The sequence below is a fragment of the Salmonella sp. 32120201201600049SM genome, from assembly GCF_017572835.1.
Lineage (GTDB): Bacteria > Pseudomonadota > Gammaproteobacteria > Enterobacterales > Enterobacteriaceae > Salmonella > Salmonella enterica.
In genome coordinates this window covers 13,264-38,637 of sequence record NZ_JAGESA010000013.1, presented here as the reverse complement: position 1 = coordinate 38,637, position 25,374 = coordinate 13,264, and the positions used below count along the sequence as shown (strand labels likewise).

Genomic DNA, 25,374 nt, shown 5'->3' with positions numbered 1-25,374 from the left:
GTCCAGCTACTCCTCCTCATTCCCGCCCTCTTCATACGGGCCGAACGGTTTCGCAGGTAGTACGATATAAATGCCTTCGAAAATTGCTCCGGCGGTCTCGCCGCCCAACAGTTCAACCTGCAACTGGACACGCGCTTTTTTACCCCGCGCCAGCCTGTCCAAATCACCGCTTAGCGACCCCAAATCAGCCACGGCGTTTGGCTTTCCGCTAATGGGTTTACTGTAGCGAATATGGGCGTCAGCAAGAATAATCGTCCCGCCCAGGTGGCGTTCACGGAGCATCAGCCAGATAAGTCCCCATCCGGTCAGCGTCGCCAGGGAGAACAGGCTGCCGGCAAACACCGTGTGATGCGGATTTTGATTACCGGTTTCCGGCATCGTGGTGATAAATTTTTGCCCGGTGTACTGCTGAATGCGCACCCCCATCTTTTCACTCAATGGAATGTGCTCATACCAGGCCTGCTGAAGCTGCCCGCACCAGTCGCCGCGATGCAGGATATCATCCAGCGATGCTACCGGTTTAATCATCAGAAAATGGCGGATTGGCGTGGTTGTGGGCGTAGTAATCTCCCCCTGATTGACAAACCCGAGTTTGGCAAAGAACTCAACCGCATCTTCGCGCGCACTGCAGGTGACGCGCTTAACGCCTTCCTGGCGGGCGACAGACTCCAGGGTCATCGCCATTAATGTCCCCAGCCCTTTATCCTGTACCGAGGGATGTACAGCCATAAAACGGATAGACGCCTCGTTATCTGCATTGATATACAGGCGGCCCACTGCTACTAAATTTCCTTCTTCGTCCACCACCATTTGATGGTGCGCCAACGCATCCCAGCCATCCCGTTCCGACCCTTTCGGCTGGTGCAGCGGTTTACGCAGCATCTCCCAGCGAAACTGGTAGTAACGTTCTAATTCTTCTTCTGTTTGCGGAACTCGAAGGTGATACATAGCCGTACTCTCTCTTGTTATCCGCGGCCACGCCGGAAGCTGACTCATACCTGGAGCCAGAATGTCACGGGACCGTCATTAACCAGCTCAACCTGCATATCGGCAGCGAAGCGTCCGGTTTGCGTGTTTATCGCCTGCTGGCGGCAGCCTTCGACAAAATATTCATAAAGCGCCTGCGCGCGATCCGGCGCAGCCCCGCCGGAAAAGCTTGGTCGCATACCGCGCTCGGTATCTGCCGCCAGCGTAAACTGCGACACCACCAGCACGCTGCCGCCAGCCTGTTGTACATTCAGATTCATCTTGCCGTCAGCATCGCTGAAGATACGGTATCCCAGCACGCGCTCGCACAGACGATTCGCTTTTTGTTCGTCATCTTCTTTTTCGACACCCAATAACACCAAAAGTCCTGGGCCGATTTCACCCGTCACCTCGTCCTCCACGGTGACGCTGGCACGGGTTACGCGTTGAATTAATGCAATCATGGTTGGTCAGCTTCTTCTTGTTCTGCGGCTTGTTTGAGTTTTCGGTATTCCCCGAGAGTGACAGTTATTTCTGCGCCAAGCAAGACTATACACCAGGTCCAGTATACCCAGACAAACAGGATAGGGATCACTGCCAGTACGCCATAAATGAGCTGATATGACGGGAACATGGTGATATAAAGCGCGAAACCTTTCTTTCCGGCCTCGAACAGCAACGCTGCGACAAACGCGCCGACAAGGGCGTCACGGTTCGGTACGCGAGTTGTTGGGACAATACTGTAAAGTAACCAGAATGAGATCCACGAGAGCAGCAGCGGAAGGATGCGCAATACATTGTCGATGACCGTATTCAGATCGCTGGCCCAGCGTAAAGAAAGCAGGTAGGAGCTGATCGCCAGGCTGGCACCGGCGAGAAGCGGGCCGAGCGTGAGGATCATCCAGTACACCGCAAAAGAGTACACTTTTGGCCGTGTGCGTTTGCTGCGCCAGATAGTGTTTAAGGCGCTATCAATGGCGTACATCAACAGCAATGCCGTCACAATCAGTCCACAGGCGCCCACCGCCGTCATTTTGTTGGAGTTAGCGACAAACTGCTCAATATAGCGCTGAATCACGTCTCCGGTGGCTGGCATAAAGTTAGCAAAAATAAAATGGCGTAACTGAATGCTGACATCAGAAAACATCGGAAAAGCAGCGAAAAGGGCAAAAACGACGGCAATAAGCGGTACTAAGGAGAGTAATGAGACATAGGCGAGATTTCCCGCCAGAGTCGTCATATTATCCTCATCGATACGCTGCCATAATAGCTTGAGCCAGGCCCGAACAGGGCGCGTATGGCGTCCAGCTTTTTGGTGAACGGTTTTTAGCATAACAGCTTCGCGAAATAGTCAGGGATGGTGGCTTTATCCTTCACCAGAATGCTGGTGATCCCCAACTGGTTGGCCCCTTCTATATTATCGGCATTGTCGTCGAAAAAGACCGCATCGGCAGCGGAAAAACCTTCTTTCTGCAGGACGTGCTGATAAATACGCGCTTCCGGCTTACGCATTCCCAAATTCTGCGATAAATAGATATGGTCGGCGGCAGCGCGCACCTCCGGGTATTCCTCCGGCCAGAAGTGGGTATGCAGTCGGTTAGTATTGGATAACACCACCACGCGATGCCCCTGCTCGCGCAGTTTATGCATGATAGCAATCACTTCGGGCCGTAATCCGACAAATACCGCCTGCCAGCCGTGCGCAAATTGTTCATAACTGAGCGATAACGCCATTTCATGACAGAAAGCTTCAGCAAACGCTTCGTCCGTTATCTCACCGCGTTCATGTTGGTGAAAAGTCTCGCCCATCGTAAATTTTTGCTTCAGCGAAGCCAGCGGTACTCGACTCAGGTCGCTCCACACACCTAATACGCGGTTAAAGTCGATGTCGACAATCACATTACCTAAATCAAAGATGTAGAGCATGTCATTCTCCTTGCTAACCGGGGATGAATAACTGTAGCGGGAAAGGAGAAGTTTGACTATGTATCCCTTTATAAATCAATTAACAAAAAGACAATAGAAACGCAGACGATGCCCAATATCGCCTGCATCACAGCGCCGTTTTATTGGCCGGATAAAGCGCTGACGCGACCCTCCGGCGCAAGGGCGCTTGTCACGCTGAAACAGCGTCGTCCAGCGAAGGACTCACCTGAACCACTTCGATTTGCTGGGATTGAAGTAAATTCTGTAATGCCGGACCGGGATACTCGTCCGTAAACAGAGCGGTAATCTGTGACACATTGCCGATCTCAACCGCCGCAGAAGCATGGTATTTCGTATGATCGGCGGCCAGCAGAATATGTCGCGAGTGGGCCATCATGGTTTTCACTACGCTGGCTTCGTTGACATCAAACTCCAGTAACGCGCCATCGCTCTCTATCGCGCCTACGCTGGTGACGAGGTAGTCCGCCCGGAACCCCGCAACAAACGCCGCCGCGGATGGCCCGATAATGCCGCTATTATGCGGGCGCAGCGTGCCGCCAGGCACCATCACTTCAAAGCGAGGGTTATTATAAAGAATGTGCGCGACGCGCAGGCTATTGGTGATAATGCGCAGATGATTATGGTTGAGCAGCGCGCGCGCCACCTGCTCAACCGTCGTTCCAATCGTGATAAATATCGTGGAGCCATCCGGAATATAGTCAGCCACGGCTTCCGCAATGGCTTTTTTCTCTTGCGTCCAGGAGACCTCTCGCTGCTCAAAGGCGGTATTGACCACACTGGACGCTCTGCCAGCGCCGCCGTGATGACGCGTAATCAGCCCCTGCTCGCTTAATTTACGAATATCGCGGCGAACCGTCTGGGTAGAGACCTCCAACAAACTGGCTAACTCATCGATATTCATATAGCCGCGCTCATCAATAAGCATTAACAGCCGATCGTGTCGCGGATTACCGGTCAGTTCGGTAAGACTCATGAGCATTCCTCTAAAAGCTTCCTACTGCTCATATTATACAAAAAGTGACAAGAAAGATCGGGTTTGCTCACAATCAGGGATACCCGCCCGGCCACCTGGGCGAGTACACTTCAGCGCGGCAACGCCGCTGGCGAATCTGACAGCCTCTTCGATGGCGTATCCGCTTGCCAGGCCAAATGCCAGTGCGCCATGAAAAACATCGCCCGCGCCGGTAGTATCCACCACCTCCACGGTAAAACCCGGTTGGTGGCGTACCGCCGCTTTTTCCAACCAGTTGCAGCCTTCACTGCCTCGCGTGACATAGACATGTCCATTTGTGAGCATTTGTGCTTTTTTTAGCGCATCAATGGCTTCGCTCATCCCCGTCAGGCGTGCCAGCCCTGGCTCGGAGAAGGCGGCGTGGTCGCTTAATGCCACCAGCTCGCTAATATCCTGCGGCGTAATATCGCCATCAAGAACAGTCATGACGCCAGCCTGACGCGCCAGCGTAAACGCCTGTTTTGCGCCGTCATGCCAGCGCACATCCGCCAACACCACATCCCACTGCGAAAAATCGATGTCGTTAAGCCAGTCGGCGTCAGGTAATAAATCCGGGCTGGGATAATTAACGATAATCCGCTCTCCTTTGGCATCCACCATAATCGCTGACTGCGACGACATGGCCTGCGTGTAGCGGCGGGTATAGCGGGTATTTACCCCCAGGGATTCCAGTTCCGCCAGCAGGCTGTTTCCGGTGTCGTCATCGCCCACACGGCCAATAAAGTCCACCTGCGCGCCCAATTTCGCCGCAGCCACGGCAGCGGTCGCCGCAGGCCCGCCGCCCACTTCCGTATAGCGCTTCGCCACATATTTACCCCCTTCTGTCGGTAATCCTTCCACGTAATAGATGCGATCCATCACGGTAATACCTACACAAGCAATACGAACCATGGTCATTCCTCAAGCATTTTCGATGTGCTCATTTTAATTTCACGAAATGTTTAAAAAGTGACGGCTGTCAATTTTTTGACTATAAATTACAAATACGATCACAAACAGACAGAAAAAGGCTCATTAATGACAAAAAAATGACACCACCGTGTTCAGGAGAACGATATGGCAGTTATAGCATTTATCGGGTTGGGACAGATGGGCTCCCCTATGGCGAGCAATCTGCTAAAGCAGGGCCATCAACTCAGCGTCTTCGATGTTAATCCCGACGCCGTACAGCGTCTGGTAGACAAAGGCGCGCAACCTGCAAGCAGCCCGGCTCAGGCAACCATCGGCGCTGAATTTGTTATCACCATGCTCCCGAACGGCGATCTGGTTCGTTCCGTTTTGTTTGGCGAGCAAGGCGTTTGTGAAACTCTTTCCCGTGAAGCGCTGGTCATTGATATGTCCACTATTCATCCGTTGCAAACCGATAAGCTGATTGCCGACATGCAGAGCAAAGGGTTCAGCATGATGGATGTGCCGGTAGGCCGGACATCCGACAACGCGATTACCGGCACATTGTTGCTGCTGGCAGGCGGTACGGCGGAGCAAGTAGAGCGTGCTACCCCTGTTCTGATGGCGATGGGTAATGAGCTGGTCAACACCGGCGGCCCGGGAATGGGTATTCGCGTAAAACTGATCAACAACTACATGAGTATTGCGCTAAATGCGCTCTCCGCCGAAGCCGCCGTGCTGTGTGAAGCGCTGGGGCTTTCCTTCGACGTGGCTTTAAAAGTGATGAGCGGCACTGCCGCAGGCAAAGGGCATTTCACCACCACCTGGCCGAATAAAGTGATGAAAGGAGATCTGTCTCCCGCCTTCATGATCGATCTGGCGCACAAAGATCTTGGCATCGCGTTGGATGTCGCCAATCAACTGCACGTACCGATGCCGCTCGGCGCCGCCTCCCGTGAAGTTTATAACCTGGCGCGGGCCGCAGGCCGCGGTCGGGAAGACTGGAGCGCCATCCTGGAACAGGTGCGCATCAGCGCCGGGCTGACCGCCAACGTAAAAAAGTAACGACTGTATAAAGGAAAATTGAATGAACAACTACACCATCAAAGACATTACGCGAGCATCCGGCGGGTTTGCCATGCTGGCTGTCGATCAGCGCGAGGCGATGCGTTTAATGTTTGCTGCTGCTGGTGCGAAAACACCCGTTGCCGATAGCGTGCTGACGGATTTCAAAGTGAATGCGGCGAAAATTCTTTCCCCGTATGCCTCTGCCGTTCTGCTGGATCAGCAGTTCTGTTATCGCCAGGCCGTAGAACAAAACGCGGTCGCTAAAAGCTGCGCCATGATCGTCGCGGCGGATGATTTCATCCCGGGCAACGGTATTCCCGTTGATAACGTGGTCATTGATAAAAAAATTAATGCGCAGGCGGTAAAACGGGATGGCGCGAAAGCCTTAAAACTGTTGGTGCTGTGGCGCAGCGACGAAGACGCGCAGCAGCGTCTGGATATGGTCAAGGAATTCAACGAATTATGCCACTCCAATGGTTTGCTGAGCATTATCGAACCGGTTGTACGTCCGCCGCGCTGCGGCGACAAGTTCGATCGCGAGCAGGCGATTATCGATGCGGCCAAAGAGCTGGGCGACAGCGGCGCCGATCTTTACAAAGTTGAAATGCCGCTCTACGGCAAAGGCGCGCGCTCCGATCTTCTTACCGCCTCACAACGCCTGAATGGGCATATCAATATGCCGTGGGTCATCCTCTCTTCCGGTGTGGACGAAAAACTGTTCCCTCGCGCGGTCAGGGTCGCCATGGAAGCTGGCGCATCCGGGTTCCTGGCGGGACGCGCGGTCTGGTCATCAGTGATTGGTTTACCGGATACCGAGCTGATGCTACGTGATGTTTCTGCGCCTAAGTTGCAACGTCTGGGCGAGATCGTCGATGAAATGATGGCGAAACGTCGTTAATACGAGGATGAAAGAATGAAATGGTTTAACACGTTGAGCCACAACCGCTGGCTGGAGCAGGAAACCGACCGCATCTTTAATTTCGGTAAAAACGCCGTGGTGCCGACAGGCTTCGGCTGGCTGGGAAATAAAGGGCAAATTAAAGAAGAGATGGGCACCCATCTTTGGATCACGGCGCGTATGTTGCACGTTTATTCCGTGGCGGCGTCGATGGGCCGACCGGGCGCTTATGATCTGGTCGATCATGGCATCAAAGCCATGAACGGCGCGCTGCGCGATAAAAAATACGGCGGCTGGTATGCCTGCGTTAACGATCAGGGCGTGGTGGATGCCTCTAAACAGGGTTATCAACACTTCTTCGCCTTGCTGGGCGCGGCCAGCGCCGTCACGACCGGGCATCCTGAAGCCAGGAAATTGCTGGATTACACCATAGAAGTGATTGAGAAATACTTCTGGAGTGAAGAAGAGCAGATGTGCCTGGAGTCCTGGGACGAAGCCTTTAGCAAAACCGAAGACTACCGTGGCGGCAACGCCAATATGCACGCCGTCGAAGCGTTCCTGATTGTTTATGACGTTACCCATGACAAAAAATGGCTGGATCGCGCGCTGCGTATCGCGTCGGTAATTATTCATGATGTGGCACGCAACGGTGATTACCGCGTCAATGAGCACTTCGATTCACAGTGGAACCCTATCCGCGACTACAACAAAGATAATCCTGCCCACCGTTTCCGCGCCTACGGCGGTACGCCAGGTCACTGGATTGAGTGGGGCCGTCTGATGCTCCATCTCCATGCTGCGCTGGAGGCCCGCTTCGAAACGCCGCCCGCCTGGCTGCTGGAGGATGCGAAAGGTCTGTTCCATGCCACTATCCGCGACGCCTGGGCGCCAGATGGCGCAGACGGCTTTGTCTACTCAGTCGACTGGGACGGTAAACCTATCGTACGTGAACGCGTGCGCTGGCCGATTGTGGAAGCGATGGGGACAGCCTACGCCCTCTACACCCTGACGGGCGATAGCCAGTATGAAGAGTGGTATCAGAAATGGTGGGACTACTGCATTAAGTACCTGATGGACTATGAAAATGGTTCCTGGTGGCAAGAGCTGGACGCCGATAACAAAGTGACCACCAAAGTGTGGGACGGCAAGCAAGATATTTACCATCTGCTGCACTGTCTGGTCATTCCTCGTCTGCCACTGGCGCCGGGCCTGGCTCCGGCGGTCGCGGCGGGTCTCCTGGATATCAACGCGAAATAGGTCATGAGGATGGCAGCCATGCATAGCGGTGGAAAAACTATTCAGCTTAATGCGGGCCATTACCAGGCGAAAATCGTCACGGTTGGCGCAGGTCTGGCGGAACTGACTCATCATGGACGTCATGTGGTCATCCCGCATAAACCGGAAGAAATACCCATGGCGCATCTGGGGAAGGTATTGATTCCCTGGCCAAATCGCGTGACAAATGGCTGCTACTCCTATAACGGCAAAGTTTTCCAGCTTGCCGTTAACGACCCGGTTTCGCAGACCGCCATTCACGGTCTGTTAGCCTGGCGAGACTGGCAGATTAATTATCAGTCGGCGACGGAAGCGTCGCTAACGATTTTTCTGCCGCCCTCTTACGGCTATCCCTTTGCGTTGATATCGGAAGTGATTTATCGGTTAGATGCCGCCAGTGGGCTGCACGTATTGATTCGTACGCAAAACATTGGCGATGAATCAGCCCCTTATGGCGCGGGCGCACATCCTTATTTGACTTGTAACCTGCAAAGCATCGATAGCTGTGTATTAACACTGCCGGCAAGCGAAGAATTGCCCGCAGGCAGAGATTTTTCCGCATCATGCCTGCTCGGCGAAACGCGCCTTGATCATGCGGTTAAGACCGCGACTGCCCCGGCGGAGTGGGAGGTCAGACTTACCAGCCCAACGCAGAACATGTCTACATTTTTACGCAGCACCCAGCCCTGGCTACAGATCTATACCGGCGAAAAACTCAGCCGAAAAGGTCTCGCGGTAGAGCCTATGAGCTGCCCGCCCGATGCATTTAATTCCGGGATCGCACTGATTCATCTTGCCCCAAAAGCGATCCATCAACTGCATTTTTCCATCGGCTGCGACTAGCCCAAATGGATTACCGAATTACCCTACATTCACGGAGATTACAATGAATTCTCTACCACAACGGTCAACCGATTTTGAACTGACAACATCACAGGATGGTTTTGCGCTTAGCTGGCAACAGCGCCTGATTTTACGCCACAGCGCCGAAAATCCCTGTCTGTGGATTGGCGCGGGCGTTGCCGACATTGACATGTTTCGCGGCAACTTTAGCATCAAAGACAAACTTAACGAAAAGATTGCATTAACGGAGGCCACCGTCAGCGAGCTACCTGACGGCTGGCTGGTACAATTCAGCCGTGGCGCAACAATTAGCGCCACCCTTCGCATCTCCACCGATGAGGCGGGACGCCTGCAGCTGGATCTGCAAAACGACGACCTGCACCATAACCGTATCTGGTTACGCCTCGCAGCTAATCCAGACGACCATATCTACGGCTGCGGCGAACAGTTCTCTTATTTCGATTTGCGCGGCAAGCCGTTCCCGCTGTGGACCAGCGAACAGGGCGTTGGCCGTAATAAAACCAGCTATGTCACCTGGCAGGCAGACTGTAAAGAGAACGCCGGCGGCGACTATTACTGGACCTTCTTCCCGCAACCGACCTTTGTCAGCACGCAGAAGTATTACTGCCACGTCGATAATAGCTGCTATATGAATTTCGACTTCAGCGCGCCGGAGTATCACGAACTGGCGCTGTGGGAAGATAAAACTACGCTGCGTTTTGAGTGTGCCGACACCTACATCGCCCTGCTGGAAAAACTGACTGCGCTGTTAGGTCGCCAGCCGGAGCTGCCGGACTGGGTTTACGACGGCGTCACGCTAGGCATTCAGGGCGGTACGGAAGTTTGTCAGCAAAAACTGGATACCATGCGCAACGCAGGCGTAAAAGTGAACGGTATTTGGGCGCAGGACTGGTCCGGTATCCGCATGACCTCCTTTGGCAAGCGCGTGATGTGGAACTGGAAGTGGAATAGCGACAACTATCCGCAACTGGATAGCCGGATCAAACAGTGGAAAGAAGAAGGCGTACAGTTCCTCTCTTATATCAACCCATACGTCGCCAGTGATAAAGACCTCTGCGCCGAGGCGGCGAAACACGGCTATCTGGCGAAAGACGCCACGGGCGGCGACTATCTGGTCGAGTTTGGCGAATTCTATGGCGGCGTGGTCGATCTGACCAATCCTGAAGCTTACGACTGGTTCAAAGACGTCATCAAAAAGAACATGATCGCGCTCGGCTGCAGCGGCTGGATGGCGGATTTCGGCGAATATCTGCCGACCGACACGTATCTGCACAACGGCGTCAGCGCCGAGATCATGCATAACGCCTGGCCTGCGCTGTGGGCGAAATGTAACTACGAAGCGCTACAGGAGACCGGCAAGCTCGGCGAGATCCTGTTCTTTATGCGTGCGGGTTACACCGGCAGTCAGAAATATTCCACCATGATGTGGGCAGGCGACCAGAACGTTGACTGGAGCCTTGATGATGGTCTGGCCTCTGTAGTGCCTGCGGCATTGTCGCTGGCGATGACCGGCCATGGTCTGCATCACAGCGATATCGGCGGCTACACCACCCTGTTTGACATGAAACGCAGCAAAGAGTTGCTGCTGCGCTGGTGCGATTTCAGCGCCTTTACGCCGATGATGCGCACCCATGAAGGCAACCGCCCCGGCGATAACTGGCAGTTTGACGGCGACGCGGAAACTATTGCCCACTTTGCCCGCATGACCACCGTCTTTACCACGCTGAAACCGTATCTCAAGCAGGCGGTGGCGCAAAACGCGGCTACCGGTCTGCCGGTCATGCGTCCGCTATTCCTGCACTACGAGAACGATGCCGCAACCTACACCCTGAAATATCAATATCTGCTCGGTCAGGATCTGCTGGTCGCGCCGGTTCACGAGCAGGGGCGTTGCGACTGGACGCTGTACCTGCCGGAAGATCACTGGGTGAATATCTGGACCGGCGAAGCTCACCACGGCGGTGACATTACCGTGGATGCGCCCATTGGCAAACCGCCGGTCTTCTATCGCGCGAAGAGCGAGTGGGCTTCACTTTTTGCTTCTTTACGGAATATCTAATACGGCTCGCCCGCAGGGAAACCTGCGGGCAGATGGAGAAGAATAATGAGTCAAACATCATCGAATCCGGCAACCCTACGCTTGCCGTTTAAAGAAAAACTTGCCTATGGACTGGGGGATTTAGGTTCCAATATCCTGTTAGATATCGGGACCCTCTATTTACTCAAATTTTATACCGATGTGCTGGGTTTACCAGGGACTTACGGCGGGATCATTTTCCTGATCGCCAAATTTTTTACCGCATTTACCGATATGGGTACCGGCATTATGCTCGACTCGCGGCGTAAAATTGGTCCGAAGGGCAAATTCCGCCCGTTCGTGCTTTACGCGGCATTTCCGGTAACGCTACTGGCGATTGCTAACTTTGTCGGCACACCGTTTGAGGTGACGGGAAAAACCGTCGTCGCAACGATGCTGTTTATGCTGTACGGGCTGGTTTTCAGCATGATGAACTGCTCGTATGGCGCGATGGTGCCCGCGATTACCAAGAACCCGGATGAACGCGCCTCGCTTGCCGCCTGGCGTCAGGGCGGCGCCACTCTCGGCCTGCTGCTGTGTACCGTTGGCTTTGTGCCGGTCATGAACCTGATCGAAGGCAATGCCCAACTCAGCTATATTTTCGCCGCCACGCTATTTTCATTGTTTGGCCTGCTATTTATGTGGCTGTGCTACGCCGGCGTTAAAGAGCGCTACGTCGAAGTGAAACCTGTCGATAACGCGCAAAAGCCCGGATTATTGCAGTCGTTCCGCGCCATCGCCGGTAACCGTCCGCTGTTTATTCTGTGTATCGCCAACCTTTGTACTCTCGGCGCCTTCAACGTCAAACTGGCGATTCAGGTTTATTACACCCAGTACGTTCTTAACGACCCGATCCTCCTCTCCTGGATGGGCTTCTTTAGCATGGGCTGTATTTTTATCGGCGTCTTTTTGATGCCCGGCGCAGTAAGGCGTTTTGGCAAGAAGAAAGTCTATATCGGCGGGCTGTTAATATGGGTGGCGGGCGATCTGCTCAACTACTTCTTTGGCGGCGGCTCGGTCAGTTTTGTCGCCTTCTCCTGCCTGGCGTTCTTCGGTTCCGCCTTCGTCAACAGCCTGAACTGGGCGCTAGTCTCGGACACAGTGGAATATGGTGAATGGCGCACCGGCGTCCGCTCGGAAGGGACGGTTTACACCGGCTTCACGTTCTTCCGTAAGGTCTCCCAGGCGCTGGCAGGGTTCTTCCCCGGCTGGATGCTGACGCAAATCGGTTATATCCCGAATGTGGTGCAATCGGCAGGCACCGTCGAAGGCCTACGCCAGTTGATCTTTATATATCCTTGCGTGCTGGCGGTCATCACCATTATTGCGATGGGCTGTTTCTACAACCTCAACGAGAAGATGTACGTGCGAATTGTGGAAGAGATTGAGGCCCGGAAACATACGGTTTAACAACAATAAAATATAACGCCCTGCGGGGCGTTTTGAGAGGCGATTATGTCTAATCATGATCCGCTAACGCTAAAGTTGAGCCTGCGGGAAAAATGCGCCTATGGCGTGGGCGATTTCGGCTCAAATCTGATGCTGTGTATCGGTACGCTGTATCTACTGAAGTTTTATACCGATGAACTCGGGATGCCTGCATATTACGGTGGAATTATCTTTCTGGTGGCGAAATTCTTCACTGCTTTTACCGATATGCTCACCGGCGTATTGCTGGATTCACGACGTAATATTGGCGCAAAAGGAAAGTTTCGGCCTTTTATTCTGTATGCGTCATTTCCGGTGGCTCTGGTTGCTACTGCGCAATTCTTTGCCACTCACTTTACTTTACCCGTTAAAACAGCCTTCGCGACGGTGCTGTTTATGTTGTTCGGTCTGTTCTACAGCCTGATGAACTGCTCATACGGCGCGATGGTACCCGCTATTACCAAAAATCCGCATGAGCGGGCCCAGCTCGCCGCATGGCGACAAGGCGGCGCTACCATTGGCCTTCTTCTTTGTACCGTAGGTTTTATGCCCATTCAGGCGCTGTTTACCCGTTCCCCTTCGCTGGGTTATCTGATTGCAGCAGTCATTTTTTCGGTCTGCGGGCTGTTCAGCATGTGGTGGTGCTTTAGCGGGGTGAAAGAACGGTATATCGAAACCGTACCTGACACGCATAAACCCAGCATATTGAAGTCCTTCTGCGCGATTTTTCGTAATCCGCCGCTGCTGGTGCTCTGCGTTGCCAATTTGTGCACGCTGGCCGCCTTTAATATCAAGCTGGCCATTCAGGTTTATTACACTCAATACGTGCTGAACGATATTCATTTGTTGTCATGGATGGGTTTTTTCAGCATGGGCTGTATCCTGATTGGTGTTTTATTAGTACCTGCTGTGGTAAAACGCTTCGGGAAAAAACAGGTTTATCTTGGTGGTCTGATATTGTGGGCCGTTGGCGATATCCTGAATTTTATCTGGGGCGGAACGTCATTCCTGTTTGTTATTTTCTCTTGTATCGCCTTCTTCGGTACCGCTTTCGTCAACAGCCTGAACTGGGCACTGGTTCCGGATACGGTTGACTACGGTGAATGGAAAACGGGTATTCGCGCTGAAGGCTCGGTGTATACGGGTTATACCTTTTCCCGCAAAATTTCCGCTGCGCTTGCTGGCTTTTTGCCAGGTATTATGCTGACGCAAATCGGTTATATCCCCAACATAGCTCAAAGTGACACCACGTTGCTTGGTTTGCGTCAGCTCATTTTTTTATGGCCTTGCGGTCTTGCCATTATCGCAGCACTAACGATGGGCTTTTTTTATAAGCTCAATGAACAACGTTTCGCTTTTATTATCGAGGAAATTGCCCAACGAAAGAAAACAGGTAATCAAATTGTCGCGACTAATAATAAACAAAGTATTTCTACTGTAAATAATTAAACGACGCTTGCCGCTTTATCCATCCCGATGGATGGCGGCTTCCCTATATTTGAAAAATGGATTTATTATGAAATCTCTGAATACTCTAGTGATATTAACTTCAGTAATATCCACCTCTGTTTTTGCTGGCGCTTATGTAGAAAACCGTGAGGCCTATAACCTGGCGTCTGACCAAATGGAGTTTATGCTGCGCGTCGGCTATAACTCCGATATGGGGGCCGGAATTATGTTGACCAATACCTATACGCTACAGCGTGATGATGAATTAAAGCACGGTTATAATGAGATTGAGGGCTGGTATCCATTATTTAAACCTACAGATAAATTAACCATCCAGCCTGGCGGGTTAATAAACGACAAAAGCATTGGTTCCGGCGGCGCCGTCTATCTGGATGTTAACTATAAATTTACCCCGTGGTTTAATCTTACGGTACGTAACCGATATAATCACAATAATTATAGTTCAACCGATTTGAATGGCGAACTGGATAATAATGACAGCTATGAAATCGGTAACTATTGGAATTTTATCATTACCGATAAATTTTCTTATACCTTTGAACCACACTATTTTTACAACGTTAATGATTTTAATAGTAGTAATGGTACGAAGCATCATTGGGAAATCACTAATACCTTCCGTTATCGTATCAATGAACACTGGTTGCCCTACTTTGAATTACGCTGGTTAGATCGTAACGTGGGCCCCTACCATAGAGAGCAAAACCAGATTCGTATCGGGGCGAAGTATTTCTTCTGATATTATTGCCTCTATTTTACGAATCAGCATCACAGCGGGTAGTTGTTCTGCCCGCTCATTCATCCTGAATCAGACTCCCGATATCCCGCCCCTAAGCGCCATGATAATATTCACAAAGCGTTTTACCGTATTCATGCTTATAGAGAAGGGAAACAAATGAATAAGCGATTTAATATTGATTGGGACAATGAATTAACCCAGGAACAGCTCATTAATTTGATTTTAACCGATGAAGATCTGCCAAAGCTTCGCTCACTGACCATTGGTAACTGGGGTGATTGTTGGGAAGACGAAACCTGCCAGCCTATTATTGATATGATTGTGGAGAACGCCCCCCGCTTTTCTCACCTGGAATCACTGTTTATCGGTGATATGGAGAGCGAAGACTGCGAGATCTCCTGGATTAAACAAGGTGACTATTCCAGGCTCTATGCGGCGTTACCCAATCTGAAAGAACTGATTATTAAAGGCGCGTCGGATCTGCGACTGGGCGCTATACATCATGAGAAACTGGAGCACCTGGAAATCATTTCCGGCGGCATCCCTTCTAATGTGCTTGCCGAACTACAAAATGCGCAGCTCCCTGCATTAAAAACGCTGAAGCTCTTCCTGGGCGTAGAGGAATACGGTTTTGACGGTTCGCTGGATGACGTGATGGCGCTGGCATCGAAAGATCTTTTCCCTCAGCTCACCCATCTGGGGTTGATGAACAGCGAAGAGCAGGATGATATCGCCCGCCGGGTGCTGGAAAGTAATATCCTGCCGCAGCTTAACGTGCTGGAACTCTCATGCGGTACCTTAACGGATAACGGCGCAGAGGCGCTGCTGGAGCATAAAGACCGAATTGCGCATCTGGAAACACTCGATCTCCACCACCACTATTTGACGCCGGAGATGCAGGAAAAGCTAAAAGCCACACTGCCGATAAACCTGAATCTTTCAGAAGCTCTGGAGCCTGATGATTACGATGGCGATATTTATATGAATGCGATGTACACCGAGTGATTGTGTTGGGGAATGTGCACATTCCCCTACTCACTGATAAAGGGATTTATTGTGATTACGCTCATTGGCCCCCATCAGAGCAAGCGCACGCATTATTTTATGCAGGCTGCCGCCACACTTGGGGAATCCGTCACGGCGCTGACTCATCCGCAAGCGCTGGACGCTTCGCTGACCTCTGGCATCGTTAAAATCGACCCGCCAGTACACAGTGAAACTGACATCCGCAAAATAAACGCGATCGGTCTGGACTATATCCATTTTTTGCAGAATATGGCGGCGCGTCCTGGCGTCACCTGGCTTAACCATCCGGCGGGCCTCATTCACCTGTTGGATAAAAAACGCTGCAAGCGGCGCTTACTGGAACACGGCATCCCCACGCCGCCGTTGGTAGCGGAAGACGTAAAAAGCTTTGCACAGCTCACCGCCATCATGGAGGAAAAAAGGGTCGCCAGCGTGTTCATTAAGCCCTCGCTGGGTTCTGGCGCGGCGGGCGTTATCGCTTTGCGCCGCCACCCTGATGGCATAAAGCAGGTGCTTTACAGCGCGATTGCCATATCAGGACAACAGCTATTTAACAGCAAAAAAATCCAACAGTATCGTCAGAAAGAAGATATCCAGCTCATTATTGATGGCGTTCTTCAGCAGGAAAACCTCGTCGAACAGTGGCTGCCCAAAGCCAGCGTAAAGCATAAAACCTATGATTTACGCATCGTCTGCCTGGATGGCGAAATTATCTGGCGAGTGGTCAGAACCTCCTCGCAGCCCATTACTAACTTACATCTGCAAAACCAGGCTTACTGCTTCGAAAGTCTGGAGTTATCTGCCGCAAAAGCGACTGAGATCGATACGCTCTGTCAAAATGCCATGCGGCTTTTTCCTGGCATTCGCTTAGCGGGTATTGATGTTTTACTTACTACCAGCCTGACGCCGTATATTATTGAAATTAATGGCCAGGGTGATTTGATTTATCAGGATGCACAGCAGAATAATCTAATTTATCAGGCGCAAATCCGGGCCATGAGGAAGCAAAATGTATAATTCAATGGATGAAGTCCCCGTCTCGCTACACGCGTCGATTGACACAGGCGATGGCGAATTCGATATGAATACGCTAATTAGTAATAACGCTCATATTCTTTTTATTGTGCTGGACTCGTTACGCTACGATATTGCGCTTCAGGAACAAACCGCCGGAAATACGCCAAACCTTAATCATTATGGACAATGGACGAAATGCGAGGCGGCCGGTAATTTTACCTGGCCTTCGCATCACGCCATGTTTTCAGGTTTTATGCCAAAACCTATTGATGATACCGTTAATCAGACCATGCTGTTTTTCCCAAAAGATATCGGACTTGGTCGTAAAGGGCCGAAAAATGCATTTGCCTTTGATGACGCAACATGGATAAAAAGTCTGGAAAATAAAGGCTACCAGACCATCTGTATTGGCGGCGTCTCTTTCTTTAATAACCGCTCCGGCATGGGAAAAGTGTTCCCGTCGATGTTTAAAGAGAGTTACTGGCATCCACGCTTTGCCTGTACGGTTAAAGAGAGTATGGATAACCAGATCCATTATATCCAGAAAATCATGGCCGAACGTGCTGGCAGCCAACCGGTCATGATGTATATCAATATCGACACGATTCATTACCCTAACCATTTTTACGTGGAGGGCGCGGCCCCTGGCGATACCGTTGAGACCCATGCCGCCGCGCTACGCTATATCGACGCCCGCATCGACGGATTACTGAACATTTTCCGCCAAACTGGCGGCGAAACGTTCGTTATTGTCTGCTCCGATCACGGTACCTGCTATGGCGAAGACGGGAAATATTTCCATAGTTTTAATCATCCGATCGTTAATACCGTTCCCTATATGCATTTCTTGCTGAGCGGTAATCATTAATATGAATAACAATGATATTTATCGTCAGTATATGTACAGTTATCCGCATAAGACGGCTTATCGGGAGCTGGAGAACGTCAGTTTTAGCGAAGTAAAACAGCGCATTTACGAGCACGACACACATCTGTATGTTCATATGCCGTTTTGTCAAAGTCGCTGCGGGTTCTGTAATTTATTTACCTGCACAGGCGCAGATAATACGTTCATTGATAGCTATATCGACGCGATTATTACCCAGGGCCGACAAATGGCGCTGGCGCCCGTCCACTGGGCAAGCTTTACCGTAGGCGGCGGCACACCTCTGCTATTAAATATTGCGCAATTAGAAAAGTTATTTTTTTCCGCCTTTGATGTGCTCAATGTTGACTGGAATATTTATAAAACGATTGAAACTTCCCCTACGGATACCACAGCAGAAAAAGTAGCGCTATTAAACGCCTTTTCCGTTAATCGCGTCAGTATTGGCGTACAAAGTTTTCATGATGGCGAGTTACATACGCTGCATCGCCGCCACAATGCCGCCAGCGCGCACCAGGCGCTGGAATGGCTAAAGGCAGGTCATTTTCCATCACTCAATATTGATATTATTTACGGCATTCCCGGCCAGACTCACGCAAGCCTGACGGAATCGTTACATCAGGCGCTCGTTTATCAACCGGAAGAGCTGTTTCTTTATCCGCTTTATAATATGCCTCGCCAGGAAAATATGCATGGCTACTACGTTTTAGCCCGCGATCTTTTACGCAACGCGGGCTACACCCAAACGTCCATGCGCCGTTTCGTCCTTAATCCAGCGCCATCCGCCGCGGCGGAAAGCTGCGGATTTGAAAACTCACTGGCGCTCGGCGCGGGCGGCAGAAGTTATCTTGGCAATCTGCATTACTGTTCACCGTGGTCGTCGAACCTGCAAACATCACGAAAAATCATTCAGGCGTTTATCGACAGCCCGGATAAAACCGTCATTAATCACGGTTATCTGCTCCCCCCTGATGAAATGAAACGCCGCTTTATCATTAAAAATCTATTTTTCTGGCAGGGACTTTCTCTTAGCGATTATCAGCAATATTTTGCCAGCGATGCGCTAAGGGATTTCCCCGACCTGGAACGCTTTATACAGCAAGGTTACTGTTATCAGAATGGCAGTCGCCTCCGGCTAACGGAGACCGGTATGGCATTATCCGATTGCCTTGCTCCTGTGTTCGTTTCGCCTGAGGTGATGCTACGGGAGAATCGGCAGAGATGAGCGCCCCCGCCCTGCGCGATATTCACACGCTGTTTTATCGCGGCTATCTTAAATCGTGTAATTATCATTGCGGCTATTGCCCGTTCCATAAACACGCCCGTAACGATAAAAAACGCGACGAAGCCGCGCTATGGCGCATGGTTGACCATTTGCCTCTTTTAGGTACGCCGTTGAATGTGATGATTACGCCTTATGGCGAGGCGCTACGCTTGCGTTATTACATGGCGGCGTTGGCAGAAATTAGCCGCTATCCTCATGTTCAGGCGGTCGGCATACAAACTAACGCCTCTTTTTCGTTAATGTCATTGCTGGAATCATTTCGTGTTGGCGGCGGAGATATCTCAAAGCTTCGGTTATGGTGTTCTTTTCATCCCTCACAAATTACCGCTGAGCGCTTTCTCCAGCAGTGTTTAGCGCTCTCTGCCGCCGGAATAACCTGGTGCGCGGGGGCTGTCGCCAGTATGAAAGATATCGACCAGTTTCGTTGGCTACGCCAGCGGTTGCCTGACCAGAATTATTTTTGGTTTAACGCCAACGAGTGTGCCAATACCCGGCATACCGTTGAGGAAACCATCGCCTTCGGCGAACTCGATCCGCTGTATGTGATTGAAACACAGCAGTGGCCAGCGCAGCTGGATATCTGTACCGCAGGAAGAAAAAGTATTTTTATGAATGCAGAAGGCGATCTTTTTGCTTGTCATATCAGCAAAATTAAAATGGGTAATTTATATCAGCAACGGCTTAATTCTCCCGCCTGCCAGGCAAAACAATGCCACTGTTTTCTCGCTTATCAGCACCGTCTCGATATTCCATTGCTGAATCACCTGGATGCCTCACGCTGTTTTAGGATCGGACGCTCATGCGATATCGTTTAATCGCTTTTGATCTTGATGGAACGCTGCTAAACCGTAATAAACAAATTCTGCCAGAGTCGCTAACCGCTATCCGTCAGATTCAGGACATGGGCTGCCGAATAATGCTTGTTACTGGTCGCTCTCATCGTGAAGCCTATGCGTATTATCAAACGCTGGCGCTCACCGAACCGATGATCTGTTGTAACGGAAGCTATATTTATCAACCGGCTCAACAGCAGATCCTTGATCCGCTGCCGCTGACGCACTTACAAACGGAAAAAATACTGGCGCGGGTATATCCGCTTAAACCGACAATTCGTGCTGATGATAAAATAATCTTTCAGGCTGATGAGCTAAGCAGTAGGGAGAATATTTGGCAAATCAGCGTCGTTCATCGGCACATAAAACAACTACAAAATATTGCTGAGTTTATACAGCATGAATTACAGCTAAGCTGTACCTGGTCCTGGCATCATCAACTGGATATTCTCCAGAAGGGGTGTAGCAAAGGACAAAGCCTCGCCAGATATGCACAGCAACAGCATATCGCAATGCGCGAAGTGATGGCGTTTGGCGATAATGATAACGATGCGGAAATGCTACGTTTAGCCGGATTGGGCGTCGCGATGGGGAATGCCAGCGCCCGGGCAAAGGTGTATGCGGATAGCGTCATTGGTCGGCATAATACGCCAGCGATTGCTGATTTTTTGGTAACCTTATCCCTTTCTCAACGTGAATAAAAAAACCCCGCCGAGCTTTCATTTCGGCAGGGTTTTTATCCGTAAGAGCGTTAATTACTCTTCTTTCTGACCACGGTTCGCACGGCGGCGATCGTTTTCCGTCAGGTGACGTTTACGGATACGGATAGAGGTTGGGGTGACTTCTACCAGTTCGTCGTCATCAATGAACTCCAGCGCTTGCTCAAGGCTCATTTTAATTGGCGGAACCAGAATCACCGCTTCATCCGTACCGGACGCACGCATGTTGGTCAGTTTCTTACCGGTCAGGCAGTTTACCGTCAGGTCGTTGGAGCGACTGTGAATACCAATAATCTGGCCTTCATAAACTTCCGCGCCGTGACCCAGGAACAGCTTACCGCGATCCTGCAAACCGAACAGCGCAAACGCCACCGCTTTACCCTGACCGTTGGAGATCAGTACGCCGTTCTGACGCTGGCCCACTTCACCCGGACGAATATCGTCGTAATGGCTGAAGGTGGAGTACAGCAGACCCGTACCGGAAGTCATGGTCATGAATTCTGAACGGAAACCAATCAGCCCGCGGCTTGGGATCACGTAGTCGAGACGTACGCGGCCTTTACCGTCCGGATTCATGTTTTTCAGATCGCCTTTACGCTCGCCCAGCGCCTGCATGACAGACCCCTGGTGCTGCTCTTCGACGTCCAGCGTCACGTTTTCGTACGGCTCTTGTTTACGACCGTCGATTTCACGGAAGATAACTTTCGGACGGGAAACCGCCAGTTCGAAACCTTCACGACGCATATTTTCAATCAGCACGGACAGGTGCAGTTCGCCACGACCGGATACACGGAACGCATCCGCATCTTCGGTTTCTTCAACGCGCAGCGCCACGTTATGCACCAGCTCTTTGTTCAGACGGTCAAGAATCTGACGAGAAGTCACAAACTTACCTTCTTTACCGCAGAACGGCGAGGTGTTAACGCAGAAGAACATAGACACGGTCGGCTCATCAACGGACAGCGCCGGCAGCGCTTCAACGTTCTGCGGGTCGCAGATGGTGTCGGAAATGTTCAGCTCGCCCAGACCGGTGATCGCAATGATATCGCCCGCTTCGGCGATATCGCTGTCGATACGCTCCAGACCCAGATGCGTCAGCACTTTACCTACTTTCGCGTTACGGGTTTTCCCTTCACTATCGATGATAGTGACCTGCTGGTTCGGCTTCACTTTGCCGCGTTTGATACGGCCGATGCCGATAACGCCAACGTAGTTGTTGTAGTCCAGCTGGGAGATCTGCATCTGCAACGGACCATCGAGGTCAACGTCCGGCGCCGGAACATGATCAACGATCGCCTGATACAGCGGGGTCATGTCTTCCGCCATATCTTCGTGGTCCAGACCCGCGATACCGTTCAGCGCCGAAGCGTAGATGATCGGGAAGTCCAACTGTTCGTCGGTCGCGTCGAGGTTAACAAACAGGTCGAATACCTGGTCAACAACCCAGTCAGGGCGCGCGCCAGGACGGTCAACTTTGTTGATAACCACAATGGGTTTCAGGCCATGAGCAAAGGCTTTTTTGGTCACGAAGCGCGTTTGCGGCATCGGGCCGTCAAATGCGTCAACCACCAGCAGCACAGAGTCAACCATGGACATGACGCGCTCTACTTCACCACCGAAGTCAGCGTGCCCGGGAGTATCAACGATGTTGATACGGTAATCATTCCATTTAATAGCGGTGTTTTTAGCGAGGATAGTAATACCACGCTCTTTCTCCAAATCGTTGGAGTCCATCACTCGCTCTTGAGTTTCGGCACGCGCGTCGAACGTACCGGATTGCTGGAGCAGCTTATCAACCAGGGTAGTTTTACCATGGTCAACGTGCGCGATGATGGCGATGTTACGCAAATTTTCGATCACAACTTTGCCTCAGGCATTAGAAATAGCGCGTTATTGTACACGGATTAATCGCACTACAAAACAGGATCACAAACATCCTCCGCAAACAAGTATTGCAGAGTCTCTTTGTGATCGCTTTCACGGAGCGTTAAAAGGGTGGCTTGCGTTCTATTGCACCAATGTGGTGCTTAATGTTCACATTGAAGCACTATTTTGGTGCAACATAGTCACCGTGGTGCAGCCCTTTTGCACGATGGTGCGCATGATAACGCCTTTTGGGGGCAATGTGAAAGTTGGCACAGATTTCGCTTTATATTTTTACGGCGACACGGCCAGCAGAATTGAAGATCTCGTTACCACGACGACCGACCATGACCAATCCGGGAGAGTACAAGTATGTCCGCTGAACACGTTTTGACGATGCTGAACGAGCACGAAGTGAAGTTTGTCGATCTGCGCTTCACCGATACCAAAGGCAAAGAACAGCACGTCACGATTCCTGCTCATCAGGTAAATGCCGAATTCTTTGAAGAAGGCAAAATGTTTGACGGCTCCTCTATCGGCGGCTGGAAAGGCATTAACGAATCCGACATGGTGCTGATGCCAGACGCATCCACCGCAGTGATTGACCCGTTCTTCGCGGACTCTACCCTGATTATCCGTTGCGACATCCTGGAGCCTGGCACTCTGCAAGGTTATGACCGTGACCCACGTTCCATCGCAAAACGTGCGGAAGACTACCTGCGCGCGACCGGTATCGCCGATACCGTCCTGTTTGGGCCGGAACCTGAATTCTTCCTGTTCGACGACATCCGCTTCGGCGCATCTATCTCCGGCTCACATGTGGCGATTGACGATATTGAAGGCGCCTGGAACTCCTCTACCAAGTACGAAGGCGGCAACAAAGGCCATCGTCCGGGCGTGAAAGGCGGTTATTTCCCGGTTCCGCCAGTTGACTCCGCGCAGGATATCCGTTCTGAAATGTGTCTGGTCATGGAGCAGATGGGCCTGGTCGTTGAAGCGCACCACCACGAAGTAGCGACCGCAGGTCAGAACGAAGTGGCGACCCGCTTTAACACCATGACCAAAAAAGCCGACGAAATTCAGATTTACAAATATGTCGTGCATAACGTGGCTCACCGCTTCGGTAAGACCGCGACCTTTATGCCAAAACCGATGTTCGGCGATAACGGTTCCGGTATGCACTGCCACATGTCGCTGGCGAAGAACGGCACCAACCTATTCTCTGGCGACAAATATGCCGGCCTGTCTGAACAAGCGCTGTACTACATCGGCGGCGTCATCAAACACGCCAAAGCCATCAACGCCCTGGCGAACCCGACCACCAACTCCTACAAGCGTCTGGTCCCGGGTTACGAAGCGCCGGTGATGCTGGCCTACTCCGCCCGTAACCGTTCCGCCTCCATCCGTATTCCGGTGGTGGCGTCTCCGAAAGCGCGCCGTATCGAAGTTCGCTTCCCGGACCCGGCGGCTAACCCGTATCTGTGCTTTGCCGCCCTGCTGATGGCCGGTCTGGACGGGATTAAGAATAAGATTCACCCGGGCGAAGCCATGGACAAAAACCTGTATGACCTGCCGCCGGAAGAAGCGAAAGAGATCCCACAGGTAGCGGGTTCTCTGGAAGAAGCGCTGAACGCGCTGGACCTGGACCGCGAGTTCCTGAAAGCAGGCGGCGTGTTCACTGATGAAGCGATCGATGCGTATATTGCGCTGCGTCGCGAAGAAGATGACCGCGTGCGTATGACCCCGCACCCGGTAGAGTTTGAGCTGTACTACAGCGTTTAATCGTATATTAAAAATCCGACGAATTTCGCGTTGCTGCAAGGCGGCAACTGAGCACATCCCCAGGAGCATAGATAGCGATGTGACCGGGGTAAGCGAAGGCAGCCAACGCAGCAGCAGCGTGAAAGGCGTCAGGAGTTTTTGAGTTGCCGTGGAAACTTTCAGCCCATCCCAGGATGGGCTTTTTTCTCCACCAACAATCTGATCTCACGCGCTTTTTAGTAGTAAAAAGCTATAATGCACTAAAATGGTGCAACCTTTTCCAGGAGACTGCTGAATGGCAAGCGGCATACAGCCCGATGCTGGGCAGATCCTCAATTCGTTAATCAACAGCGTGCTGGTGGTCGACGACGCGCTGGCAATCCATTACGCCAATCCTGCCGCGCAGCAGTTGCTCGCGCAAAGCTCACGCAAACTGTTCGGGACGCCGTTACCTGAACTGTTGAGCTATTTTTCGTTAAACATTGACCTGATGCGCGAAAGTTTAGCGGCAGGGCAAGGCTTTACCGATAACGAAGTGACGCTGGTGATTGATAGTCGCTCGCATATTCTCTCTTTGACCGCCCAACGTCTGCCCGACGATTTTATACTGCTCGAAATGGCGCCGATGGATAACCAGCGTCGTCTGAGTCAGGAGCAGTTGCAGCACGCGCAGCAAATCGCCGCCCGCGATCTGGTGCGCGGTCTGGCGCACGAAATCAAAAATCCGCTCGGCGGCCTGCGCGGCGCGGCGCAGCTACTCAGCAAGGCGCTGCCCGACCCGGCGCTAATGGAATATACCAAAGTCATCATTGAACAGGCCGACAGGCTACGCAACCTTGTCGATCGTTTGCTGGGGCCGCAGCACCCGGGAATGCACATTACCGAGAGCATACATAAAGTCGCGGAGCGCGTGGTGGCGCTGGTGTCGATGGAACTGCCGGATAATGTCCGGCTTATCCGCGATTATGACCCCAGTCTGCCAGAACTGCCGCACGACCCGGAACAAATTGAGCAAGTACTGCTGAATATTGTCCGCAATGCCTTGCAGGCGCTGGGGCCGGAAGGCGGCGAAATTACGCTGCGTACGCGTACCGCCTTCCAGTTAACGCTGCATGGCGAACGCTATCGCCTGGCGGCGCGTATAGACGTTGAAGACAATGGGCCGGGCATTCCTCCCCATTTACAGGATACGCTGTTCTACCCGATGGTCAGCGGTCGCGAAGGCGGCACCGGGCTTGGGTTATCTATCGCCCGCAATCTTATCGATCAACACGCCGGCAAAATTGAATTTACCAGTTGGCCGGGGCATACCGAGTTTTCGGTTTACCTGCCGATTCGGAAATAGAGGTGTT

At 51.8% G+C, this 25,374-nt stretch carries 23 protein-coding genes; 16 read left to right on the top strand and 7 right to left on the bottom strand.

Annotated elements, in window-relative coordinates; genetic code table 11:
* Positions 1-6: 6 nt before the first annotated feature.
* From fabY to J4650_RS19890, 6 genes are all read right to left on the bottom strand, one after another.
* Positions 7-948, bottom strand: a complete 942-nt coding sequence (gene fabY / locus J4650_RS19915; RefSeq protein ID WP_001518251.1) for a fatty acid biosynthesis protein FabY — start codon at positions 946-948, stop codon at positions 7-9.
* A gap of 44 nt (positions 949-992) precedes the next feature.
* The gene (dtd, locus tag J4650_RS19910; protein WP_023993693.1) at positions 993-1,430 is read right to left on the bottom strand and encodes a D-aminoacyl-tRNA deacylase; all 438 of its coding nucleotides are present in this window, start codon (positions 1,428-1,430) and stop codon (positions 993-995) included.
* Positions 1,427-2,299, bottom strand: a complete 873-nt coding sequence (locus J4650_RS19905; RefSeq protein WP_000921423.1) for a virulence factor BrkB family protein — start codon at positions 2,297-2,299, stop codon at positions 1,427-1,429. The genes dtd and J4650_RS19905 overlap by 4 nt, the downstream gene beginning before the upstream one ends.
* A complete protein-coding gene (gene yihX, locus J4650_RS19900; RefSeq protein ID WP_000965698.1) occupies positions 2,293-2,892 on the bottom strand; it encodes a glucose-1-phosphatase in 600 nt (199 codons plus the stop codon). Before yihX ends, J4650_RS19905 begins: the two co-directional genes overlap by 7 nt.
* Before the next feature lie 190 nt (positions 2,893-3,082).
* The gene (locus J4650_RS19895) at positions 3,083-3,886 is read right to left on the bottom strand and encodes a DeoR/GlpR family DNA-binding transcription regulator (RefSeq protein WP_000059693.1); all 804 of its coding nucleotides are present in this window, start codon (positions 3,884-3,886) and stop codon (positions 3,083-3,085) included.
* A gap of 33 nt (positions 3,887-3,919) precedes the next feature.
* Complete coding sequence (locus J4650_RS19890; protein ID WP_001520529.1) at positions 3,920-4,816, bottom strand: sugar kinase; 897 nt, start codon at positions 4,814-4,816, stop codon at positions 3,920-3,922.
* A gap of 165 nt (positions 4,817-4,981) precedes the next feature.
* Here J4650_RS19890 and yihU point away from each other — a divergent pair, with 165 nt between their 5' ends.
* The 14 genes from yihU (at position 4,982) to J4650_RS19820 (ending at position 20,380) form a co-directional block, all read left to right on the top strand.
* On the top strand, positions 4,982-5,878 hold the full coding sequence (gene yihU / locus J4650_RS19885) for a sulfolactaldehyde 3-reductase (protein WP_000268248.1): 897 nt from the start codon (positions 4,982-4,984) through the stop codon (positions 5,876-5,878).
* A 22-nt stretch (positions 5,879-5,900) separates the two neighbouring features.
* Positions 5,901-6,779, top strand: coding sequence for a sulfofructosephosphate aldolase (yihT, locus tag J4650_RS19880; protein WP_001067413.1), 879 nt, complete (start codon positions 5,901-5,903; stop codon positions 6,777-6,779).
* A 15-nt stretch (positions 6,780-6,794) separates the two neighbouring features.
* Positions 6,795-8,036, top strand: a complete 1,242-nt coding sequence (gene yihS / locus J4650_RS19875) for a sulfoquinovose isomerase (protein ID WP_000870942.1) — start codon at positions 6,795-6,797, stop codon at positions 8,034-8,036.
* A gap of 3 nt (positions 8,037-8,039) precedes the next feature.
* Complete coding sequence (locus J4650_RS19870; protein WP_023993694.1) at positions 8,040-8,897, top strand: aldose-1-epimerase; 858 nt, start codon at positions 8,040-8,042, stop codon at positions 8,895-8,897.
* Between the two features lie 43 nt (positions 8,898-8,940).
* Positions 8,941-10,977 carry an alpha-glucosidase gene (locus tag J4650_RS19865; protein WP_023993695.1) on the top strand — a complete coding sequence of 679 codons (2,037 nt, stop codon included), beginning with the start codon at positions 8,941-8,943 and terminating at the stop codon, positions 10,975-10,977.
* Positions 10,978-11,022: 45 nt separating this feature from the next.
* The gene (locus J4650_RS19860; RefSeq protein WP_000084250.1) at positions 11,023-12,405 is read left to right on the top strand and encodes an MFS transporter; all 1,383 of its coding nucleotides are present in this window, start codon (positions 11,023-11,025) and stop codon (positions 12,403-12,405) included.
* A gap of 45 nt (positions 12,406-12,450) precedes the next feature.
* A complete protein-coding gene (locus J4650_RS19855; protein ID WP_000064891.1) occupies positions 12,451-13,872 on the top strand; it encodes an MFS transporter in 1,422 nt (473 codons plus the stop codon).
* Between the two features lie 67 nt (positions 13,873-13,939).
* On the top strand, positions 13,940-14,632 hold the full coding sequence (ompL, locus tag J4650_RS19850; RefSeq protein WP_000838828.1) for a porin OmpL: 693 nt from the start codon (positions 13,940-13,942) through the stop codon (positions 14,630-14,632).
* Positions 14,633-14,788: 156 nt separating this feature from the next.
* Complete coding sequence (locus J4650_RS19845) at positions 14,789-15,637, top strand: STM4015 family protein (protein ID WP_023993696.1); 849 nt, start codon at positions 14,789-14,791, stop codon at positions 15,635-15,637.
* 12 nt (positions 15,638-15,649) lie between these two features.
* On the top strand, positions 15,650-16,675 hold the full coding sequence (locus tag J4650_RS19840) for an STM4014 family protein (RefSeq protein WP_000337354.1): 1,026 nt from the start codon (positions 15,650-15,652) through the stop codon (positions 16,673-16,675).
* Positions 16,668-17,543 (top strand): STM4013/SEN3800 family hydrolase, encoded by an 876-nt coding sequence (locus tag J4650_RS19835; RefSeq protein WP_023993697.1) that lies wholly within the window; start codon positions 16,668-16,670, stop codon positions 17,541-17,543. The genes J4650_RS19840 and J4650_RS19835 overlap by 8 nt, the downstream gene beginning before the upstream one ends.
* A gap of 1 nt (position 17,544) precedes the next feature.
* Positions 17,545-18,786: an STM4012 family radical SAM protein gene (locus J4650_RS19830; protein WP_001062063.1), complete on the top strand. Its 1,242-nt coding sequence runs from the start codon at positions 17,545-17,547 to the stop codon at positions 18,784-18,786.
* On the top strand, positions 18,783-19,661 hold the full coding sequence (locus J4650_RS19825) for an STM4011 family radical SAM protein (RefSeq protein WP_001520166.1): 879 nt from the start codon (positions 18,783-18,785) through the stop codon (positions 19,659-19,661). Before J4650_RS19830 ends, J4650_RS19825 begins: the two co-directional genes overlap by 4 nt.
* Positions 19,646-20,380 carry a Cof-type HAD-IIB family hydrolase gene (locus J4650_RS19820; protein WP_001270585.1) on the top strand — a complete coding sequence of 245 codons (735 nt, stop codon included), beginning with the start codon at positions 19,646-19,648 and terminating at the stop codon, positions 20,378-20,380. The genes J4650_RS19825 and J4650_RS19820 overlap by 16 nt, the downstream gene beginning before the upstream one ends.
* A 54-nt stretch (positions 20,381-20,434) precedes the next feature.
* Here the strand turns inward: J4650_RS19820 and typA are convergent, their stop codons facing one another.
* A complete protein-coding gene (gene typA, locus J4650_RS19815; protein WP_000572064.1) occupies positions 20,435-22,258 on the bottom strand; it encodes a ribosome-dependent GTPase TypA in 1,824 nt (607 codons plus the stop codon).
* A gap of 375 nt (positions 22,259-22,633) precedes the next feature.
* Here typA and glnA point away from each other — a divergent pair, with 375 nt between their 5' ends.
* Together glnA and glnL are read left to right on the top strand one after the other, a co-directional pair.
* Positions 22,634-24,043: a glutamate--ammonia ligase gene (gene glnA, locus J4650_RS19810; RefSeq protein ID WP_001271699.1), complete on the top strand. Its 1,410-nt coding sequence runs from the start codon at positions 22,634-22,636 to the stop codon at positions 24,041-24,043.
* Between the two features lie 274 nt (positions 24,044-24,317).
* A complete protein-coding gene (glnL, locus tag J4650_RS19805; protein ID WP_000146190.1) occupies positions 24,318-25,367 on the top strand; it encodes a nitrogen regulation protein NR(II) in 1,050 nt (349 codons plus the stop codon).
* Positions 25,368-25,374 lie beyond the last annotated feature (7 nt).

Excerpts from the sequence above, each read along its gene's own strand:
- J4650_RS19840 (WP_000337354.1), top strand. The coding sequence starts at position 15,650 with ATGTGCACATTCCCCTACTCACTGATAAAGGGATTTATTGTGATTACG.
- J4650_RS19860 (WP_000084250.1), top strand. The coding sequence starts at position 11,023 with ATGAGTCAAACATCATCGAATCCGGCAACCCTACGCTTGCCGTTTAAA.
- J4650_RS19855 (WP_000064891.1), top strand. The coding sequence starts at position 12,451 with ATGTCTAATCATGATCCGCTAACGCTAAAGTTGAGCCTGCGGGAAAAA.
- yihX (WP_000965698.1), bottom strand. The coding sequence starts at position 2,892 with ATGCTCTACATCTTTGATTTAGGTAATGTGATTGTCGACATCGACTTT.
- dtd (WP_023993693.1), bottom strand. The coding sequence starts at position 1,430 with ATGATTGCATTAATTCAACGCGTAACCCGTGCCAGCGTCACCGTGGAG.
- J4650_RS19865 (WP_023993695.1), top strand. The coding sequence starts at position 8,941 with ATGAATTCTCTACCACAACGGTCAACCGATTTTGAACTGACAACATCA.
- J4650_RS19825 (WP_001520166.1), top strand. The coding sequence starts at position 18,783 with ATGAGCGCCCCCGCCCTGCGCGATATTCACACGCTGTTTTATCGCGGC.
- J4650_RS19895 (WP_000059693.1), bottom strand. The coding sequence starts at position 3,886 with ATGAGTCTTACCGAACTGACCGGTAATCCGCGACACGATCGGCTGTTA.
- J4650_RS19870 (WP_023993694.1), top strand. The coding sequence starts at position 8,040 with ATGAGGATGGCAGCCATGCATAGCGGTGGAAAAACTATTCAGCTTAAT.
- fabY (WP_001518251.1), bottom strand. The coding sequence starts at position 948 with ATGTATCACCTTCGAGTTCCGCAAACAGAAGAAGAATTAGAACGTTAC.
- J4650_RS19845 (WP_023993696.1), top strand. The coding sequence starts at position 14,789 with ATGAATAAGCGATTTAATATTGATTGGGACAATGAATTAACCCAGGAA.
- yihT (WP_001067413.1), top strand. The coding sequence starts at position 5,901 with ATGAACAACTACACCATCAAAGACATTACGCGAGCATCCGGCGGGTTT.
- yihU (WP_000268248.1), top strand. The coding sequence starts at position 4,982 with ATGGCAGTTATAGCATTTATCGGGTTGGGACAGATGGGCTCCCCTATG.
- J4650_RS19835 (WP_023993697.1), top strand. The coding sequence starts at position 16,668 with ATGTATAATTCAATGGATGAAGTCCCCGTCTCGCTACACGCGTCGATT.
- J4650_RS19820 (WP_001270585.1), top strand. The coding sequence starts at position 19,646 with ATGCGATATCGTTTAATCGCTTTTGATCTTGATGGAACGCTGCTAAAC.
- J4650_RS19890 (WP_001520529.1), bottom strand. The coding sequence starts at position 4,816 with ATGGTTCGTATTGCTTGTGTAGGTATTACCGTGATGGATCGCATCTAT.
- glnL (WP_000146190.1), top strand. The coding sequence starts at position 24,318 with ATGGCAAGCGGCATACAGCCCGATGCTGGGCAGATCCTCAATTCGTTA.
- yihS (WP_000870942.1), top strand. The coding sequence starts at position 6,795 with ATGAAATGGTTTAACACGTTGAGCCACAACCGCTGGCTGGAGCAGGAA.
- J4650_RS19905 (WP_000921423.1), bottom strand. The coding sequence starts at position 2,299 with ATGCTAAAAACCGTTCACCAAAAAGCTGGACGCCATACGCGCCCTGTT.
- J4650_RS19830 (WP_001062063.1), top strand. The coding sequence starts at position 17,545 with ATGAATAACAATGATATTTATCGTCAGTATATGTACAGTTATCCGCAT.
- ompL (WP_000838828.1), top strand. The coding sequence starts at position 13,940 with ATGAAATCTCTGAATACTCTAGTGATATTAACTTCAGTAATATCCACC.
- glnA (WP_001271699.1), top strand. The coding sequence starts at position 22,634 with ATGTCCGCTGAACACGTTTTGACGATGCTGAACGAGCACGAAGTGAAG.